This window comes from Niabella aurantiaca DSM 17617, assembly GCF_000374125.1.
In the GTDB taxonomy this organism is placed as follows: Bacteria; Bacteroidota; Bacteroidia; order Chitinophagales; family Chitinophagaceae; genus Niabella; species Niabella aurantiaca.
In genome coordinates, this window is the sequence record NZ_KB893626.1 from 550,936 (window position 1) to 570,904 (window position 19,969).

Here is a 19,969-nt window from a genome sequence, read left to right on the forward strand (position 1 = left end):
GACATTGATCAGCAAAGCGGACGAACGCTTTAAAATAAAAGGAATATGAATGCACGCAGTCCGGCTGCAAAGCCGACCCGGATCCGGTACCAGATGTTGTTCCTCGTATTTGTGAACGTGGTCATCAATTATATGGACCGAAGCAATCTTGCAGTGGCGGCTTCAGCCATCGGGAAGGAATTCCGGTTTACACCGGTGCAGATGGGACTGATCTTCTCCGCGTTCAGCTGGACCTACCTGTTGTTCCAGATTCCAGGTGGTATCCTGGTAAAACGCTTTGCACCGCGGGTCCTGTATGCCATTAGCCTGATCAGCTGGTCGCTGGCCACCGTATTGCAGGGCTTTGCAAGAGGCTTTGTGTCCCTTTTTGGATTGCGGATGGCCACCGGTGCATTAGAGGCCCCCGCTTTTCCCATCAACAACCGCGTGGTCAGCAGCTGGTTTCCCGTCCAGGAGCGGGCTTCGGCCATCGGCGTTTATACTTCCGGGCAGTTCCTGGGGCTGGCCTTCCTGATGCCGGTGCTTTCAAGGATCCAGCTGCAGGTGGGGTGGAAGGGATTGTTTGTGATCACGGGCCTGATCGGCATTGTATGGGGATTGGTATGGTATTTCTTTTACCGCGATCCGCTCAAACACCAAAAAGTCAATAAAGTCGAGTTGACACATATCGAAAATGGAGGCGGTATATTGGATAGCCAGGCTAACGATCAGGCCAAAACTGCTTTCCGGTGGACCGATCTCCGGGAAGTGCTGTCGCACCGCAAACTATGGGGTATTTACCTGGGACAGTTTGCGGTAAACGGAGCTTTGTGGTTCTTTTTAACCTGGTTTCCCAAATACCTGGTCGATTACCGGGGCATGGATTTTATTCAGTCGGGCTACTGGGCCTCCGTTCCTTATCTGGCGGCATTTGCAGGCGTGCTTGGCTCCGGATTCCTTTCTGATTACCTGATGCGCCGGGGAGTGCCGGCTGCGCGGGCACGCAAGTGGCCCATCATTGCCGGGCTCCTGTTGTCTGTAAGCATTGTAGGGGCCAACTATGTGCATACCCCGGGCTGGATCATCCTGTTTATGTCGCTGTCTTTTTTTGGGGTTGGCTTTGCCTCCATCACCTGGATCTTTGTATCTACCCTGGCCCCAAAACACCTGATCGATGTGACCGGCGGCGTGTTTAATTTTATCGGCCAGCTTTCGGGTATTGTTGTTCCTATTGTGATCGGTTTCCTGGCCAGCGGCGGCAACTTTGCACCGGCGCTTATTTTTGTTGCCGTACTGGGCGGACTGGGCGCCTGCGCTTATCTCTTCCTGGTGGGAAATGTGGAGCGGGTAACGGTACGGATACCATTGGACCTTAACGATTAAAACGGATGGATATTTTTTTGAGTTGTGATTGGGGTACCAGCACCTTCCGCCTGCGGCTGGTGCATACCGGCAATGGCGCCATACAGGCAACCCTGCAGCAGCCGCATGGTATTGGTCAAATGATCGCGGCCTGGCAGCAACAGGGTGGCAGTGTGAGCCGCCAGGAGTATGGTATTGCTTTTTTAAACCGGCAGATCGGTGAACTGGAACGGCAGCTGGGTACATCACTGGGTGGGGTTCCGGTTGTTCTGTCCGGCATGGCTTCTTCTTCGGTCGGGTTGATGGAACTGCCTTATAAAGAGCTGCCGTTTTCTGTTGATGGTACTGGTCTGCTCCTGCAGCCCGTTCCGAACGGATCCAATCCTTTGCTGATGATCTCCGGGGCCCGTACGGCAACCGATGTAATGCGGGGCGAGGAAACAAAGATCGTGGGTGCTGCAGCCGGCCTGCCCGAAACCGGGCAGGAGCTGTTGCTGATACTGCCCGGTACTCATCCCAAGCACGTCCGGATCTGTAACCACCAGGTGATCGCTTTTCAAACATTTATGACCGGTGAGTTTTTTGGACTATTGTCTGAAAACAGCATTCTTTCTGCGTCGGTAAAGAGGGGCGGTGATCTTACGGATCCGGCCAACCATAGGGCTTTTACAGAGGCCGTGCAGCACAGCCGCCGGCATGCTGTATTGCAGCATGCATTCCGGGTGCGCACCAACCAGCTGCTGGAGGGAATGCTGCCTGAGCAGAACTACCATTATCTCAGTGGTTTGCTCATTGGAGCAGAGCTTCATGCCTTGCCGGATGGCTGCCCGGTGTTCCTGCTGGGGGGCGGAACGCATCTGCGGTCTTACATGCTGGCCTGTGAGGTCCTGGGCATCGATGCAGGGGCGTTGCCGGATGCAGATGCTGCACTGGTCAGCGGACAACAACGGCTTTTGCTGCGGTACCTGACGGTGCAGGGTGGTGAAAAATTTTAACGTGCCTGAGGAACCCGGCCGCTCTTTAAAAAGGGCCCGGCAAATACGCGGTGTTTTTTGGATGAAGACGTTCTTCTTTTGCCGGCGGATTGTTCCCCGTAGCTAAATGCGAATTTGTTATTTTTAGTTTTAAAATGAAACCGGCTGCCTGGCATATTATTTTTATCTGCGTTACCATCGCCTACTTTACAGGAATGGCGCTGCAATTGGATGTGGCTGAATATATTTTTAAACCCCTGCTGGTCAGCTCTCTGCTGGGGTACTTTACAGCCGCAACGGCGGGCATCCCGTCCGGGTTTAAAAAATGGATCACCGGTGCCCTCATCTTTTCTGTTGGCGGGGATAGCCTGTTATTGCTGGCCAATGCAAGTGAGCGGTATTTTATCCTGGGCCTGGTCTCTTTTTTAATTGCGCACGTTTTTTATATCGGGTGTTTTCATTTTATGAAAGTAAGGGAATCCGTTCCAGGCAAGTGGCAGCCGGCTATCATCGTGGGCGTTTACTACTTTTTTATCATGCGTTTTTTACTGCCCCATTTGGGCGCGCTAAAGATACCGGTACTGATCTATGGTATAGTGATCAGTTTTATGCTGCTGCTGGCCATGCATTTATATGAACTGAAGGACAACAGGACCGGACGCATGCTTTTGACCGGTGCGGTGCTCTTTGTTGTGTCCGATTCAATACTGGCGGTCAATAAATTTTATCATCCAGCTGCATGGGGCGGCTGGGCCATTATGTCCACCTACCTGGGCGCGCAATGGCTGCTTACGCGGGGAATGATCCGGTATATAAAAAGAGCCCGGCATCCCGGTGACATCGATGCAAACCCTTAGTTGTTTTATCCGGCCGGGCACCGGGCTCATATTTCTGTAACAACTGCCCGGGGCGCGTTTTGCATTTTTATAAGCGATTTGTCAAGCCATAGCTCATACCAGTTCAGGAACGATATTTTACCGGTATTGCCCAACTCTTCAGAAGGGTAGATGCCGTTGTCGTTGATCCGGTCATCGGTCCACATATTTCCTTTTTCCCGGCCATTCACGATCAGACTGATCTGTGCCCCGCAGCCGAAATCAGCAATATAAAGGCGGCCCTGGTCGTGCTCCGTTCCGCTGATAAGATCCCATTTTTTTTTAAAAAGCTGTTCTTCCAGTTTTTCGTTTCCTGCTTCGTATGCGGCCTCCAATTGGGCGTCCAGCTCTTCCAGCTCTGCCTCCATGTTCCATTTTTCTGTATGCGGAAAGGGTTTTGTCAGATCAAAGTACTGATGTGCGGCTTGTTCCGTATGATCAAAAAAGCAAATGCTGCTCATTTCCAGGGAACGCAAACCATAAAATGGTCCGGCGCCTCCGTCACCGATCGTGGTGAGAAAAGCACTGTATTCCTCCGGCAGCTGCACGCCGTATTTTGCTTCAAATTTTTGTATCTGCTCCGGTCTTAATACCGGGTTCATCCGGTATTGGTGGGTGCCCGCACCCCATAATTCCCGTTTTATGTCGGTATTACTGAGCTGGTTGAGCTTTAACCAGATCCTGTTTAATTGCTGCATATATGTGTTCACTTGTTAAGAGGAGAGAGGGTTCGTTTAATGATAACAAGAACCAAGCCATTACCCGGTTTTTTGCCCCTGCAGATGAGCAAATTTCCTGGCCTGCAGCGGGTCACTGCCAACGGGTTCTGAATAAGGCACAATTACGTAAATGCTAACTTGCTAAAATACAAGGCCCATTTTTTTAAGGAGCGGGTTCGGGCTGAAGAACCGCGCCGGGTGCGCCTCGTTCCTGCCATATAGAACTGGCTGATTTTGGCATTTTTTTAAGAAAACCGGCTGCCTGGTTGTATTGTTCTTCCTGGTCTGTCCGGTGGAAATAAAATGTGCAGACCGTTGTTTTTCAGACGATCTTTTTCGTACCTTTAGGCTTAGGTGTTTTTCATAGGTTAGCAACGGCTGATTGTTTTTACAATCGGCCTTCCTTTTAGGTCGTGCGCACACGGGATTCAGCTGTGTTACCCACGCTGGTCCGGGACTAAGCAGCATTTTCTGTTATTTTTTCCAGCTGATGGTGCCATCCTCCAGCATCTGTATCTTTTCTTCCCGGGTGAGAAAGTTAATGACGGTCCAGATATGATCCTTGTCCATCCCCTGCAGCTGTGTCATTAGTTGCGGAATGGTACTGGGTTCCTTAAGTGTTTCCCGGATGCGGGACTGGAGGGTTTCAAAGGCTTCACGGGTAAGCTGGTTGTTGCGCTTTTTTAAGCAGTTATCACAGACCCCGCAATCTTTTATATCCGCATCGCCAAAATAGTTGCCAATGATCTTGCTGCGGCATTCTTTTTCATCGATGATATAATTGTTCATCTGTGTTACCCGTTCTGTGAACAGCCGTTTCCGGGCGGTATAATTCTTCATGTTGATCTGCAGGTCGGCAATACGGATCCGGGTACGGGTAAGCATGAGCTGCGGGTCTTCCTTACGGGGCTGATAATCGACAATGCCATCGGCGTGCAGGTGGAACAGCTGTTCTTTTATGAGCGCCGCATCTGTTTTCATTAAATAGGCAACATAACTTTCTGAAATGCCAATGGGGTAATCATAGATGCCTTCATAGGTCCTCAGCAGCGTTTTGATCAGCGGTTCTGAGTCTGCATGAGTAATCTCGTATTCATACAGGGCTTCCTTGTAAACAGTGAAGCGGACGGTAGCGGGTATAAAGACCTGTTCATTAAAAGTGAGCCATCCATCCTGTTCCAGGGCCTTGAGGCTGTAGACCGCAGTGGTTACATCCAGCCCGAATTTTTTGATGAAATCCTTCAGATCAAAATCGTAAAATTCGCCCGGCGGCTCTCCTTCCGGCAGTTGGAGGTAATGTACCACACTGCCGTATACCTGGCGAATGGTTTCCAGGTCTGGAAAACGTTGCTCCGGCATTTTGTGCAGCACCTCCAGCTCCGCATCATTGTACAGCAGCACGGCATAAGATCTTTGTCCATCCCTGCCGGCGCGCCCGGCCTCCTGGTAATAGTTTTCCAGGCAATCCGGTACATCTGCGTGGATCACCACCCGTACATCCGGCTTGTCAATCCCCATGCCAAAGGCGTTCGTGCAAACGATCACCCGGGTCTTGTTGGTGATCCAATCCTGCTGTTTGCGAGTACGTTCTTCCGCAGGCAGCCCCGCGTTGTAATAGTCGGCGGCAATACCTTCCATTTGTAAAAGGTCTTTGAGCTCTTTGGTGTGCTTGCGTGTTTTGCAATAAACAATGGCCGATCCGGGAACGTTCCGGAGCACTTCGAGGATCTTGTGAATGCGGCTGGCCACTTTAAAAACACTGTAAGACAGGTTGGATCGCTCAAAAGACTGGCGGAAGACCGTGAATTTGTTTTCCCCCTCGGGCGACAGCTTTTCACAGATGTCATCCTGCACCCTGGGTGTGGCGGAAGCCGTAAGCGCAATGACCGGCACCCCGGGCAATTCCTCCCGCAGGCGTGCGATGCGTAAATAAGGCGGACGGAAATCATATCCCCATTGGGAGATGCAATGCGCCTCATCCACGGCGATCAGGTTTACGCCCAGCGCCGGAAGGTATTCCTTAAATAAATTGGTTTCTAACCGTTCGGGGGAAACATACAGGAATTTGCAATTGCTGTGCGCAGCTGTTTTGAGTACGTTGATCACCTCTTTGCGCGACATGCCGGTATGAATGGCAAGGGCGGTGATATTTCTTTTGCGCAGGTGCTGCACCTGGTCGTTCATCAATGCGATCAAGGGGGAGATCACCAGGCAAAGCCCCTCTTTGTATAAGCCGGGCACCTGGTAACAGAGTGATTTTCCGCCGCCGGTAGGCATCAACGCCAGGACATCCTTTCCTTGAACGGCTGCCTGAACGATTTCTAACTGCAAGGGGCGAAAATGGTCATAACCAAAATACTCTTTTAAAATTTCCCGCAACGCCTGCTCCATGGATTTTGATCTTCTGATAACCTTTATTGCTGATCCCCCGTTCGTTTACGATTCAAAGGTACACTGATTTTCGGTTTAAAGTTAAAATGAAGTTTAACCCGGAACACGATTGCTTTCACCTTTAATTTGAAAATTTGGGAATGTCGGAATGAAGACCTTTCTCCGGCGGCAGGGGATAGTGAATGCAGAAGCAGGTATCGGAAACCGAATACCCGGTATCAGGGCGGATGGGATCCGGAACAACAACCAGCGATCAGTTATCAGTTTTGAGAATCGAGAATTGAGCCTCAACCTGACCAAAAATCCGTTTGGATGAACATGGAACCGCTTGCCTTAAGTGATCAGTTATCAGCCACCAGTCCCCGAACCGGGAGATGCGCTTTGGTCAGCGAACGGGCACCAACCCGGAACCTGAAACGTGAAACCTGGAACAAATGTGTCATGCCACCTTCTTGACGGCCAGCCTCCCGCTATTGAGCGCCAGCACCACATCGCTGAATGCCATGATGAGCGCCCCGAACATGGGGGTGAGCAGGCCGACTGCGGCCACGGGAATGGCAACGATATTGTAAGAAAAAGCCCAGAAGAGATTTTCCTTTATGGTTTTATACGTGTGTTTGCCCAATCCCATTGCCAGGGGAAGGTTCTTCAGGCCATGATTGGTGAGCACTACCTGTGCGGTTTGCATGGCGATCTGCGAGGCATCGCTCATACTGATACCGATGGTGGCTTTGGCCAGCGCCGGTGCGTCATTGATGCCGTCGCCTACCATGGCGGTGGGAATCTGTGCATTCTTTTCGCCGATGATCCGCAGTTTTTCTTCCGGTGTCTTTTCTGCGATCACTTCATCGATCCCCAGTTCATCTGCGATCTGTTTGGCCTTTGAAAAACGGTCGCCACTGAGCAAAATGGTTTTGATGTTGCGGCTGTGAAAATATTTGATCACTGTTTTTGCTTCCGGCCGCAGTTCGTCCTTCAGGTCGATGGTACCCATCAGCCGGTCGTTCCGGGTTACATAAATATTGTGCTGTGCTTCGCTGGTTTGCCCGCCGGCGATCTCAAAAGACCCGGCCCGGTATTCGATGCCTTCTTTATCGGTTGCCAACATGCCTTTTCCTTTTTCTTCGGTGATATGCTTCCAGCGGATCTCGTTCCGGGTTTTCCAGGCCAGGGTTATGCCTTTGGCAATGGGATGGTTGGAGTATTTTTCCAAAGAGTAAACAATGTTCTTAAAGGCTTCTTCGGTCATATCGCTGTCCAGGATCCGGAAACCGGCAATGGTAAAACTTCCGGTAGTGAGGGTGCCGGTTTTGTCAAATACCACCTGCCGGATGTCTTTAAAGTTTTCCAGGCTTGTTGCATTGCGAAACAACACCCCGTTGCGCGCTCCGCGCCCCAGCCCAACGGCAATAGCAGCAGGCGTAGCCAATCCCATCGCGCAGGGACAGGCAATGACCAGCACGGCAATGGCCCGCATCAATGCCGGGGTAAGATCCTGTAAGAGAAACCAGTTGATAATGAATGTAAGCAGCGCAATGCCGATGACCACCGGAACAAAAACAGCACTGATGCGGTCGGCCATTTGCTGTACCGGCGGTTTTTCGCCCTGGGCCTCGTTTACCAGGTTGATGATACCGGCCATTACGGTATCTTGTCCTACAGCCGTTACCTGGGCTTTCACCGTTCCGTCTACGACCATACTACCGCCGATCAGTTTATCCTTGCCCTGTTTTTTTACGGGCACACTTTCCCCGGTGATGATGGCTTCGTTCACCTGCACATTGCCCCACAATATTTTGCAGTCTGACGGTACCTGCTCGCCGCTTTTGATGAGGATCAGGTCGCCCGTTCTCAGGGCGTTGCTTTCTACCGGGAAAATATTTTCATTGTGTTCATTATCATAGGCGATCATGTTGGCCATTACCACCTGTGTTTGCGCCAGCTTTTTTAATTGCGCCTGTGTGGAGGACACGGTATGCTCCTCCATATAATTGCCCAGGAATACCAGGGTGATAACGGTGGCTGCGGTTTCATAAAAAATATAATCATGCTGGCCGGTGAGGGTGCCATACAGGCTATAAACAAATGCTGCCAGGGCCCCGATGGTCACCAGCACGTTCATATTGGGCATCCGGTTGCGGATGCTTTTAATGGCGCTGACGCCAAAATAAGACATGCCTACAGCCAACACCGGAAGTGTAATGGTAAACTGGATCCAGGGCTGCATCAGCCAGCTGTGCCGTAATGCCGGTATCATGTGCAGCATTAAAACCAGCGTAAAGGGCAGGCAGAACCAGAAGCGCTGCATATGGGTCTTTAACCAGCCGCCTTCTTTGCCATGATCATGTGCATGATCATGGGCCCGCGCATGATCTTCCTGGTTTTCGACCACTTTATAGCCCAGGCCGGTTAACCCTTTCGATAATGCCGATTCGTTCTTTTGCCCTTTTAGCTCAAAACTGACATCGCCGGTTGCAAAGTTCACCTTCACGTTCTCCATGCCTTCTTTTTCCAGGTATTTATTGATCGTCAGCGCGCAGGTGGGGCAATCCATACCATCCACTTTCCATTTGATCTTTTCTGCTGTCTCCATATCGCAAAATTACTACAACTCCCAACGGCAGCGCGCTTCAACGCTGACTATTATTAAAACCTTGTTGCAGAAGCCGCGTGTTTTATTGTAACGCAGTTTCAAAAACCGCCTTATCCCTCCATTTGGCGATTGACTTGGCTTGCCCGGGACCGTAGTTTTGTATAAAGCTGCCTTTAAGGAAAGACGTTGCAAATGTTATCAGAATGGCATGATGAGCTTCTTATTCCGGCCGGACCGTTGGTTGTTCTTTCGCTGCCTCTCTTTAAACTGTAGCCCTTATTGTTTTTATTTAATCTTTAAAACTCATAAAAATGGCGAAACATATTTCGGCCCAGGAGCCGGTGATCCCCTGCTGCCCGGAACTGATTCCCGACGATCATTGCGATGTGGTCAACTTCAGCCGGGCACTTACTTATCCAACAGCCGCGCTGGTTGCGGGCAGGAGAAATGTGGTTGTAGAAGTGATCCTCCGGTTTAAGTTCTCCAGGTGTACCCTGGGGCTGGTACTGGGCGACCCCGTGTACAGTACTACCCTGCTTCCCGGAGAGAAGGTACGGTTATCCACGACGGACCGGCGAAGCACTTTCAGTTATGACAGCGAAACAAAGCTGAGCTACCGGAGCGAGCAGATCTCTGAAGAGCAATACTATATGTCGGCTGTACAAAAATACATGGCCGATGCTTCCGCCGCACAATCGGGCGAGGCCGACAGTGCCTCCGAGGGAAAATGGGATTTTCACGGGGATGCCAGCGGCAGTGTGAACCCCTTCAGCCTGAGCGCCAGCGCCAGCACCAATGCCCGTGGCAGTCACAACAGTCATTCCACTTTTGATTATCTCAATCAGCAACGTTCGCATATGGAAAGCGCAGCTTCCCAGGCGGCGGAGGCATCAAAAAAAGCACATACGGTCTCCATCGGAGAGGTCAGCAGCCGTACGCACATTGAGGGGGAATCGGAGGATCATTTTGAAGCGTCCTCCAGAGAGTTCAGCAACCTGAACAAATGCCATGCGGTGACCTATATGTTTTACCGGCTGAATAAAAAGCAACGGATAAAATTTGAGCTGGTTGCCATAGAAAGACGGGTGCTGGATGAAAACGCCCCCGTTGGAGGAGTGCTCAAACCCGGTACAGCAAGGCTTCCTGTGGCATTGGTGCCGCAGGATATTCCGGCTACCGTGGCCCTGAACCGGGCAGCGGAAACGGCAGTGGCCGGCCGCCTGACCCCCCTGTCTGTAAATACCAACTTCAGTGCCCTTTTTGAGGCACAGAGAACTACGGCTGTTGCCTCCGGCATTAAATCAGAGCTGGGAAGCCCTGTGGACGATGCTACAAGACAGAAGGCACTCAAAGAGGTGGATGAACAGCTGGCAGCAAAAAACCTGATCGATAAGACCGGGAAAGTAAGCAATGAAATAAAACGGGCGATCGAGTTTGAAGCGGAGTTCTCCCTGCCTACGCCCGGCATTATTGTAAAGGGTTGTCTGGATGAATGCGATGTTTGCGAGCCCCTGTTAAAGGAGCGCCTGCAGCTGGAGAACGACCTGTTGCGGAAGCAGATCGAGCTGCTGGAAAAATCGCAGGAGTACCGCTGCTGCCCGGTAGCAGATGACGACAACCAGGAGGAATAGGTCAACACATGTGGAAATTCTCAATTCCCAATTCCCAAATCTCAAAAAACAATAAATTTTATGGAAGCAATAAAAAAATTATCCCTTGCGGTATATTATGAACAGCCGCCCGAAAAAGAGCTGTCTGTTTTTGGATTTCTGTTTTACTGCAACGGGCCGCTGCTGCAGGTGCAGCCTGTGCGGAACAGCCTGTTGGAATTTGATCTCTCAAAGGCGGCTGCACTCCGGACGGACAGAAATGGTTTGCGCGCCAGTGAGCTGCGCCTGTTCCTGGTTCCCGGTACAGATAAAGAACTGCGGCAACTAAAAACCATTGCGGATCTTGAAAAACTGCAGCCTTATGAGGCGTTGCTGAACGGCATAGCAGAAGACGGGCAGGTTTCCATATTGCCGGTGCCTGCCGCCGTCAGCCGCTTCTGGCCCGTTTGCCAGTGCAGGGTCACCGGCAAGGTTTCCAAGTGGTTCCGGTTTGGAGATACCTGGGAAGATCGTCCGGTGTGCCGGGCCCGGGTACATATCTGTGAAATCGATCCGATCATTTACTGGATCCACCGGATACCGGATCCGGTTATTGCAAAGATACCGGAGCTGTTCCTCGACCCGGCCGAAGTAATCCGGCATCCCATTCCCCTTCCGGACCCGCCTCCGTTTTTGCGAACAGCTCAAACAGCGGCTGCGCCGGACCCGCATATTTTTAAAACGCAATCGCCGGAGCAGCTGCAGTTACAGGCTGCTGAAAAGCTCCCGGATATCGGCGCGGATATAAAGCAAAAGCTCCTGTCCGGGAACCCGGACCTGATCCGGAATACCATTGCGGGTAATTATGAGTTGCTGCATCCGTGGTTTTGTTTGCGGCCCTGGTGGTGGCCCTGGCTCTACCGTTGTACGGAACGGAAAGTGGTGTACACGGATGCGGGCGGGCATTTTGATGCTGCTGTTTCTTATCGCTGCTTTGGCGACAAACCGGATGTATATATCTGGGTAGAATACCTGGTGAACGGGGTATGGACCACGGTGTACAATCCGCCCAGGCCCTGTAATACGTACTGGAATTATGATTGCGGAACCGAACTGTCCATCCACATTACGGATCCGCGTGTTCCGGTGGATTGCTGCTGCAATTGTCCGCTCCCCGGCGACCTGGTGATGATCCGGAGCATCGGCGGTACCAGTGTTGCACACATCAACCAGCAAAGCGTTCTCCAGGCTCCTGGCGGGCAATCGGTTTCTTACAACCGCATTGGCCTTACGGATGCTGCGGCCATTGGCGACGGGTTCTTCAACACATCGGTGGGGGATTATAAACGCCCTTTTGGTGGCGCCTTCCATTTTTATATGGGCTTTGGACAGGGTTTGCCGCGCAATGATATTTACTATTACCGGTGGAGCTACCGGCAGGTAAATGCCGCGGATCTGACCCCGGTAAGCAGCACCACGGAGCAAATAGATACCCCGGAATACAAAAATTACGATTTTATTTTTATTGATGGGAACGGCGATCAGCAGATCGGGCACGACAAGGTGAAGCTGGGGCCGTTTACCATCGGCGGCGAAAACAACCTGTACATCATTCCCCCGGAGCGGCCCGGCCAGGCTCCGTTCAATGTCCCGCAAACGGATCCTCAGTGGTATGAGCGCACACACCATACCCATAGCATCGGCATCGATTCTTCGCAATTGAAGAATGGCGCGGCTTTGGGCGGCGATGGCCTGTACGCATTTAAGCTGGAATTGTTTGACCAGTCCGGAGCCCTGCTGACAAATATTCCGAAAACAACATTCAAGATTCCGGACTTTGATGATACGGATACCAGCGCAAATGCGCCAGATGCATTATTGGCCGGTGCTACGGCAACGACAGCAGATGCCTTTAGGATGTTGGTTCGCGTGGATAACAGTGCCTGCAATTCAGCGATCTTTACCGTAAATGTAAACGGGGCGCCGGCTGCGTCGGATTGTTGTGGTTTTGTAAAATACAAACCGGAAGGTGTGGAGGCAGACCTGGAACTTTCGTTCCTGGCCACGCATCCGAATGATTTCGCCGTGTTTAGCTTTGGCGTGTCCAAAGGCACCTGCGGCGGGGTAGCCGGTGCCGGTGCCGCGGGAATGGTGATCGATGATGCCTCCGGCTATGCGCTGGCGGGTGGTATCTACCGCAGGCATTTTACTCCCGTTCAGTTATTGGATAGCTGCTATGCCGGCGGAAATGGCAAAGCTGCTTTTGCGGAAACGCTTTCCGTGATTGCGATGGCGACGGACGGCACTTATCGCCAGAGCGGGAAAGACGCACCCTACAGGGTAGCTGCGTTTGCGCTGGAGCCCTGAAAAGTGCATCGGTAAGAACCTCCCGGTCTGCACCGGATAAGGATGCATACAGATCATTAGCAGGATGCCGGAAAACCCGAAGAACATGCTTTATTTTTTGCTTTCTGTTTTAGCTGCGTGGAGGATCACACATCTGGTTGTAAAAGAAGACGGGCCGTTTGATGTGGTGTTCCTCCTTCGGAAAAAGGCCGGCAACGGCTTTTGGGGAAAGCTGATGGATTGTTTTTATTGCGCGGGCATTTGGGTAGCGCTTCCTTTTGGCTGCTGGCTGGGCTCTGTTTGGTGGGAACGGTTGCTGTACTGGTTCGCAGTTTCGGGAGCGGCCTGCCTTTTAGAACGGGCAACGGACAAGCAGGACGCTCCCTTTTATAAAGAAGATTAAAACCGACCTATATGTGTAATTGTGGTGACAAGAGGGGCCGGCTGGCGTTCAGCAACGGCCGGCCGGCGGTGCCGGGAACAGGGATGTGGAGCGATGTATGGTTTGAATATACCGGACGATCGGCCATAACCGTAAAAGGATTCATCACCGGGCGCATATACCGGTTTGCAGTGCGGGGCGCCGTGTTGCTGGTGGATTACCGGGATGCGGCGAAAATGCTTTTGGTCCCCTCTTTAAAACGGAAATAGCAAAAGAAAATGGCCGGTTCCGCCGGCATCTGCCGGAAGCGCCCCCGAAAGGGCGCTTTTGTAATATATCCCGCTGAAATAACGAAATACCGGCAATGAAATTCTTCCGGGATAATTCATGGCCGGAAAGATGTTTCTGTTAATTTTATGGCCGGAATGCCAATGAGCGGGATGCGGTTCGCGTACGCGCATTGCCGGTTAAAATGACCGAATCAATTTAATAAAAGGGGCATGGTGCCGGACTATCTTTTTTTATCAGGAGACCAGATGTCTTCGACCATAGGCTGGGTGGGCAGTATTGCTTACCTGCTGGCTTACCTGCTCTTAAGTCTGAACAAACTTAAGGCAGAAAGACCTCTGTATCATTTGCTGAACATGATCGGGGCACTGGGGCTGATCCTTCATGCACTAGACTTAAAGGACTACCCCAACCTGGTGGTAAACCTGGCCTGGGGGATTATTGCTGTTACCGCAGCGGTATTTATTATCAGGAAGCCGTCGAAGTAGAAAAGTTCAGCAGCCCGAGGGCCCGTTTTTTATATATGGTCAGTTTTTTTTCGTACTCTTTTTTATCGCTCACAAGGCTTAGGTAATAATAGGCCCCGTCTACCAGGATGAAGACCAGGTCGGCAACGGCGGCGGTATTGCTTACCTGCAGGTACCCGCTTTTATTGCAGTCGATGATCAGGGCCTCGAGGTTTGCACGCAGGCTGTCCAGCAACAGCTTGTATTTTTTCTTTATCGTCTTATCCCGGAAGTTGAGTGAATAGCAGCTATAGGAAACACTGTCATCAAAAAGCGTGTTCCATTTATGTGAAAAAATATTGTCAATAACGGCCAGCAATTTCTTTTTGGGGTTGGTTTGCCGTTCGTCCGGAACCTCGAAGATGAGCAGGTAACGGTCCAGGATATATTCCACAAGGCCATATACCAGGTGCTCCTTGGTTTTAAAATAGTGGATCACCAGGCTGGGGTTGATCTTTAGGAGATCCGCCGTTTTTGCGATCGAAGCATTTTCCAGGCCCTCTTTTTTGGCAAGTTTATAGAAAGCTTTAATGATCTGCTTCTGCCGGGTTTCTTTAAGACTTTTACGCCCCATATGTGTATTGCTTTTTTGATTTTCCGTTTAAGATAGGAAAAATTTCCCGGTTTCCAAACAGTGAAGAAGGAAACTGCGGGGGTCAGGGTGTGCAACCGGTCCCCGTGATACCTGAATAAAAATAAATTAATTAAATGTTCATTCAAAATATTTTTTTAAAAAAGATCCTTATATATATTTGTACCCGCGATGAGCCTGACTTTAAGAGGAGGAATCACTTTTGTTTGCTATTTTCTTTTTGAAATAAAAACGTAACATTAAGGTAATAATTTCTACACCGGTATCTAAATACTTTTGCCACTTAAAAACAAATTGCAATGATCAGACCCATTCTTCTTGTACTGCTGCTTTTTTTTATTTCCATTTCCCCTGTGCTGGCCCAGGTAAAGAAAATAACCGGTACGGTTACGGACGAAACCGGTGCCCCGGTGGTGAATGCAACACTTTCGGTAAGCGGTGCGGGCACTACAGTGCTGGCCGATACTGCAGGGCGGTTTACATTACTGGCCAGGGAAAAAGACCGGATTATGGCTTCTTCTGTAGGCTATGAAGCCGGGGAGGCTACCGTAGGACCTTCGGAAACGCTGACCATTGTTCTTAAAAAAACGGAACAGGGTATGGAGGAGGTCGTAGTGGTCGGATACGGTACCCAGAAGAGGATCAATGTGTCCGGTGCTGTTGACCAGATCGCCGGGAAGAAGATAGCTGAGCGGCCGGTTGCCAATATCCTGCAAGGCCTTCAGGGCCTGAGCGCGGGCTTAAACATATCCTACGCGGGGGGAGCCCCGGGAACGATGCCCAACATCAATATACGGGGCATGGGATCTATTAATGGCGGTTCTCCTCTGATATTGATCGACGGTGTGGCGGCCCAGAATGATGATCTGCTACGTCTGAACCCCGCTGATGTGGAATCCATTACCACGCTGCGCGACGGGGGCTCTGCCGCGATCTATGGGGCACGGGCCGCTTTTGGAGTGCTGATGATCACTACACGGAAAGGAAAACTGGGCGGGCGGCAAACGATTTCCTATAATAATTATTTTGCCCTGTCCCGGCGCACCGTAATGCCAGACCCTGTTACGGATCCGTTCATCTACAAAAAATTGCGCAAGGTAGCGATCGACAATTCGCCCTGGAATACCCCCAACTACGGTACGTTCCTGCCCTGGGAGCAGACCTGGGCAAAGCAGCGGTCTGAAGATCCTTCATCAGCACCCGAGGCAATGCCCAATCCGGATAAACCCACAGAATGGGCTTATATGGGGAACTATAATTTTAATGACTACTTTTTCAGCAACAGCAATTTTTCGCAATATCATACGCTGTCTTTCAGCGGATCCTCCGCTGGTAAAAACCCCATTACTTACCTCCTGTCTGCGGATTATACAAAGGAGAACGGGCTGATAAAGATCACCAAGAATGACTGGAACCGCTATGGTCTTCGGGCAAACCTGGGCATCAATCCTTTGTCGTGGCTGAAAGTGGAGGACAACATTACGACCTACCAGCTGGTGAAGGATATGCCGGCCTATAACGTTACGGACGTGTACTACACACAGCCGGTGAATGTGCCTAAAAACCCGGACGGTACCTGGGGCAATAACAGCGCAGGGATCCTTGCCGGCGGCCTGGTTGACGGCGGACGGAACCTGGAAACACGCTTTGGGTTTACCAATATCCTCCGGGGGATTGCAACCTTCCTGGACGGTGACCTGGTATTTACGGGAACATTGAGCCATAAACGGGAGTTGTGGAAGAGCGATGCTTCCAGTTTGCCCTTTGAAGTAGGCTACGGGCCGGACGATGTGCGTACCGTGAATAACCCCGGAGCGGTTTCTGTTGTGAACGGAACGGTAAAGCAGGATATCTATGATCTCTTTGGGAATTATAGCAAAAACTTCGGGGATCATGAGTTTAAGTTCACCGTGGGCTACAACCAGGAATATTACCAGTGGGATCCGCTGAATGTAAGCCGGAACCAGTTGATCTCACCCGGTCTTCCTTTTATTCACCTGACGGTAGGCACGGAGCCATCCATTGCGCAAACGGGCTTCGGCTCCAGATATTATGACTATGCGGTCCAGAGCTATTTTGGCCGCCTGAACTACTCTTTTAAAAACCGGTACATCATTGATCTGATTGCGCGTAACGACGGGTCATCACGGTTTCCGCCCGAAGACCGGTGGGCTTTTACACCGGGTATCTCCGGCGCATGGGTGGTTAGTAAAGAACGGTTCTGGGAAGGGATCGGTCCTGTATTTTCCACTTTCAAACTAAGGGCCTCCTATGCAAAACAGGGCAATCAGTCCGTAGATTATTACGGATATATCCAGAACCTGCCGTTGAGCACTTCCGGTTACCTGGTAGATGGCGTTCGTCCGCCGGTTACTGGGGCCCCCCTGTTAAAAGTGGATCCTACAAATTATACCTGGGAAAGGGTGGCCACAACCAACGTTGGTACCGACATGGGATTCTTTAATGATCGTGTAAATATCGCGTTCGACTATTACAGCAGGCAAACAAAGGGAATGCTTGGCCCGGCCAGGGTATTGCCCGGGGTATTGGGTACTGCGGCTCCTCAGCAGAACGCAGCAGACATGGTTACAAGAGGATGGGAATTTACCATGGGTTACAACACGTTGTTTGACGTAGCCGGTAAACCTTTTGCACTGAATACAAAGGTGCAGGTATGGGACAGCAAGAGCACCATTACCCGGTACGACAATCCGCTGGGTTTGTTCCGGGCAGGATGGCGGCAGGGGCAAACTGTTGGCGAACTGTGGGGATTGGAAAGCGATGGGTTCTTTACCAGCGAGGAAGATATTGCAAGCATTGACCATTCGGCCGTCATACCCTGGGGAGAACTGGATATTGTGCCGGGGTGGCCAAAATATAAAGACCTGGACGGGAATAAGAAAATTCAGCTGGGGCTGAGCGACAAGGACCCGAAAGATCTGCGGATCATCGGCAATACACAACCCAGGCTGCGTTATTCGCTGAATGTGGATATGGCCTGGAATAATATCGACCTGTCGGTATTTCTTCAGGGAGTCGGAAAAATGGATTATTATCCGCACCACTATCTCTTTTGGGGGCTTTACCAGCAGCCTTATGCCAATGTGTATCCCTGGCTGCTTGATTTTTACCGACCCTCGGCGGCAACAGATGCAGAGCGCGCCACTTACCCGCAGGCTTACATCGATGCAGGCCTGGCGGATGCAAATCCGAATGCTTATTACCCGGTGCTGCAATCCTGGCTGGCCGATAATAATTACCAGGATGGTAATGGCAACCCTGCGGGGCTGGATATACCACAGTCCCGATACCTGCTCAGCGCCGCCTATCTGCGGATAAAGAATATCACCGCCGGTTATACCTTCCCGGCACGCCTTACCGAACGGGTCCGGATCAGCCGGCTGCGGTTGTTCTTTACCGGTGAGAATATTTTCGAGTTCTCTAAAATAAAAAAATATGTGGACCCGGAATCCATCGTCGACGGTTATGGATGGGCTTACCCCTATCAGCGTAAATATTCGGTAGGCATAAACCTTACTTTCTAATCTTCACCTGAAAAAGAGAAAATATGAAAAAATATTGCTGCATACTTTGTTTAGGCGTTCTGTTTCTTTCCTGCAAGAAGGGATTTTTAGACCGCTATCCGCACACGGAGATCTCTCCGCAACTTTACTTCAATTCGGAGAGCGACCTGGCATTGTACGTTAACGGACTGCTGGACCAGCCGGGAACGGGTCTTTATGCCAGCGGATCGGAACAGGCTACGGATGACTATGCTACTACGGGCAATGTAACGATGAAGAATATCTTATCGGGCAATATCAGCGCTCAAAATGCTCCCAATGGCTGGTCGTGGGGCCGGCTGCGTACCATCAATTATTTTTTGCAGAATTATTCGAAGGCGCAGGTTGCGGAGGATGTGAAGAATCATTATGCCGGCCTGGCAAGATATTACCGGGCCCGGTTCTATTTAAGCAAGGTAAAAAACTATTCGGATGTACCCTGGTATGGTGAAACACTGAACCCGACCGACTCGGTCCTCCTTTATAAGGCCAGCGATCCCAGGACCCTGATCGTGGACAGCATTCTGGCCGACATGGACTTTGCAATAGCAAATGTAAAGGAGAAAGCGCCGGGAGGCACGCCCGGGTTGTGGGCTGTAAAGGCCATGTATGCCCGCATGGCGCTGTTTGAAGGCACTTATCGGAAATATCATCCCGAGCTCAGCCTGCAAAATACCGCCGGCAAATTTCTTGAAATAGCCCGCACACAGGCGGGTGATGTTATGGCCTCAAAAAAGTTTGCGCTCAGCGCGGCTTATGCCGACCTGTTTAACAGCCAGGACCTGAGTGGCAACAAGGAAGTATTGCTGAATACGGTTTATGATGTCAATAAAGGTGTTTCGGGAAGTAACAATATCGGCATTGGCGGTAACTATGAGCAATCTCCCTCCCGCGACCTGGTGCAGACCTACCTGATGAAGGATGGGTCCCGGCTTACCGATCATGCCGGTTATCAGGCCCTGCAATTTGTGGAGGAGTTTAAGGATCGCGATCCGCGCATTTATGCAACATTCATGACACCCGGGTTTATAAAGCTGCCGGATACAAAACCGTATATACAGGAGCTGAGCGCCAGTTTTACCGGGTATCACCAGCTGAAAGGATACATTAACAGTACAGACAATATTATTGTTGGAAGTGTGGATGTTCCGGCAATACGTTATGCGGAAGTGCTATTGATATATGCGGAGGCGGCGGCAGAGCTGGGCACCATTACCCAGGATGACCTGGATAACAGTATCGGTTTGCTGCGGAAACGGGCCTGGAACTCAGATACGGCGCCGTTGCTGAGCATGGCGGCTGCAAATGCAAACCCGGATCCGGTACTGATGACAAAATATCCCGATGTTTCGGGAGCCAATAAGGGCCTGATCCTGGAGATCCGGCGGGAGAAAAGGGTAGAGTTTGCATTGGAAGGCCAGCGGTATGATGATTTGCTGCGCTGGCATGCCGGCAGGGAGTTTGCCCGTTATGCAGAAGGGCTTTATTTTCCAGGACTGGGGCAGTATGACCTTACCGGGGATGATATCCCCGATATTATCCTGATCAGTAAGTCGGCCACGATCCCGGCTGAGGATGCCAAGATTAAAAATACACTCGGTGTGAATCTGGTGTATTACAAAGTTGGCGGATATAAAGAGGGGGGTGCCACGATCTACCTGAAAAATGGTGAAAGCGGAGGTCCGGTTGTTACCGGTGTTACGCCGAGAACATTTATTGAACCAAAATATTATTACCTGCCCATCCCGGTTTTGGAGACCAACCAAAATCCCCGGCTGAAACAACCGTTTGGATGGGAATAAAGACCATA

14 protein-coding genes are annotated in these 19,969 nt (G+C 51.0%); 10 read left to right on the forward strand and 4 right to left on the reverse strand.

Translation table 11 applies throughout. The annotated features are described in order from the left end of the window. Positions 1 to 45 precede the first annotated feature (45 nt). The 3 genes from B160_RS0107460 to B160_RS0107475 all read left to right on the forward strand — a co-directional run bounded on the left by B160_RS0107460 (position 46) and on the right by B160_RS0107475 (position 3,172). Entirely contained in the window at positions 46 to 1,362 is a 1,317-nt protein-coding gene (locus B160_RS0107460; protein WP_018627273.1) for an MFS transporter, read from the forward strand. A gap of 17 nt (positions 1,363 to 1,379) precedes the next feature. Further along, positions 1,380 to 2,336, forward strand: coding sequence for a 2-dehydro-3-deoxygalactonokinase (locus B160_RS28600; RefSeq protein WP_169540011.1), 957 nt, complete (start codon positions 1,380 to 1,382; stop codon positions 2,334 to 2,336). A 134-nt stretch (positions 2,337 to 2,470) separates the two neighbouring features. Next, complete coding sequence (locus tag B160_RS0107475; protein ID WP_018627276.1) at positions 2,471 to 3,172, forward strand: lysoplasmalogenase; 702 nt, start codon at positions 2,471 to 2,473, stop codon at positions 3,170 to 3,172. A gap of 26 nt (positions 3,173 to 3,198) precedes the next feature. Here the strand turns inward: B160_RS0107475 and B160_RS0107480 are convergent, their stop codons facing one another. The 3 genes from B160_RS0107480 to B160_RS0107500 all read right to left on the reverse strand — a co-directional run bounded on the left by B160_RS0107480 (position 3,199) and on the right by B160_RS0107500 (position 8,893). After that, positions 3,199 to 3,888: an SMI1/KNR4 family protein gene (locus tag B160_RS0107480; RefSeq protein WP_040679539.1), complete on the reverse strand. Its 690-nt coding sequence runs from the start codon at positions 3,886 to 3,888 to the stop codon at positions 3,199 to 3,201. A gap of 495 nt (positions 3,889 to 4,383) precedes the next feature. Then, the gene (locus B160_RS0107490; RefSeq protein WP_018627279.1) at positions 4,384 to 6,300 is read right to left on the reverse strand and encodes a RecQ family ATP-dependent DNA helicase; all 1,917 of its coding nucleotides are present in this window, start codon (positions 6,298 to 6,300) and stop codon (positions 4,384 to 4,386) included. Between the two features lie 439 nt (positions 6,301 to 6,739). Beyond that, complete coding sequence (locus tag B160_RS0107500; protein WP_018627281.1) at positions 6,740 to 8,893, reverse strand: heavy metal translocating P-type ATPase; 2,154 nt, start codon at positions 8,891 to 8,893, stop codon at positions 6,740 to 6,742. Positions 8,894 to 9,204: 311 nt separating this feature from the next. On the opposite strand from B160_RS0107500, the gene B160_RS0107505 reads away from it, so the two are divergent. The 5 genes from B160_RS0107505 (at position 9,205) to B160_RS0107530 (ending at position 13,986) form a co-directional block, all read left to right on the forward strand. After that, positions 9,205 to 10,524 (forward strand): hypothetical protein, encoded by a 1,320-nt coding sequence (locus tag B160_RS0107505; RefSeq protein WP_018627282.1) that lies wholly within the window; start codon positions 9,205 to 9,207, stop codon positions 10,522 to 10,524. A 60-nt stretch (positions 10,525 to 10,584) separates the two neighbouring features. Further along, on the forward strand, positions 10,585 to 12,849 hold the full coding sequence (locus B160_RS0107510) for a hypothetical protein (protein WP_018627283.1): 2,265 nt from the start codon (positions 10,585 to 10,587) through the stop codon (positions 12,847 to 12,849). An 85-nt stretch (positions 12,850 to 12,934) separates the two neighbouring features. Next, on the forward strand, positions 12,935 to 13,231 hold the full coding sequence (locus B160_RS0107515) for a hypothetical protein (RefSeq protein ID WP_018627284.1): 297 nt from the start codon (positions 12,935 to 12,937) through the stop codon (positions 13,229 to 13,231). 11 nt (positions 13,232 to 13,242) lie between these two features. Beyond that, on the forward strand, positions 13,243 to 13,479 hold the full coding sequence (locus B160_RS0107520; protein ID WP_018627285.1) for a hypothetical protein: 237 nt from the start codon (positions 13,243 to 13,245) through the stop codon (positions 13,477 to 13,479). Between the two features lie 231 nt (positions 13,480 to 13,710). Then, positions 13,711 to 13,986, forward strand: coding sequence for a CBU_0592 family membrane protein (locus tag B160_RS0107530; protein ID WP_018627287.1), 276 nt, complete (start codon positions 13,711 to 13,713; stop codon positions 13,984 to 13,986). Here the strand turns inward: B160_RS0107530 and B160_RS0107535 are convergent. Further along, positions 13,967 to 14,578 (reverse strand): TetR/AcrR family transcriptional regulator, encoded by a 612-nt coding sequence (locus tag B160_RS0107535; protein ID WP_018627288.1) that lies wholly within the window; start codon positions 14,576 to 14,578, stop codon positions 13,967 to 13,969. The genes B160_RS0107530 and B160_RS0107535 overlap by 20 nt on opposite strands. Positions 14,579 to 14,895: 317 nt before the next feature. On the opposite strand from B160_RS0107535, the gene B160_RS0107545 reads away from it, so the two are divergent. Both B160_RS0107545 and B160_RS0107550 read left to right on the forward strand, forming a co-directional pair. Then, positions 14,896 to 18,141 (forward strand): SusC/RagA family TonB-linked outer membrane protein, encoded by a 3,246-nt coding sequence (locus tag B160_RS0107545; RefSeq protein WP_018627290.1) that lies wholly within the window; start codon positions 14,896 to 14,898, stop codon positions 18,139 to 18,141. Positions 18,142 to 18,164: 23 nt separating this feature from the next. Further along, the gene (locus B160_RS0107550) at positions 18,165 to 19,961 is read left to right on the forward strand and encodes a RagB/SusD family nutrient uptake outer membrane protein (RefSeq protein ID WP_018627291.1); all 1,797 of its coding nucleotides are present in this window, start codon (positions 18,165 to 18,167) and stop codon (positions 19,959 to 19,961) included. Positions 19,962 to 19,969 lie beyond the last annotated feature (8 nt).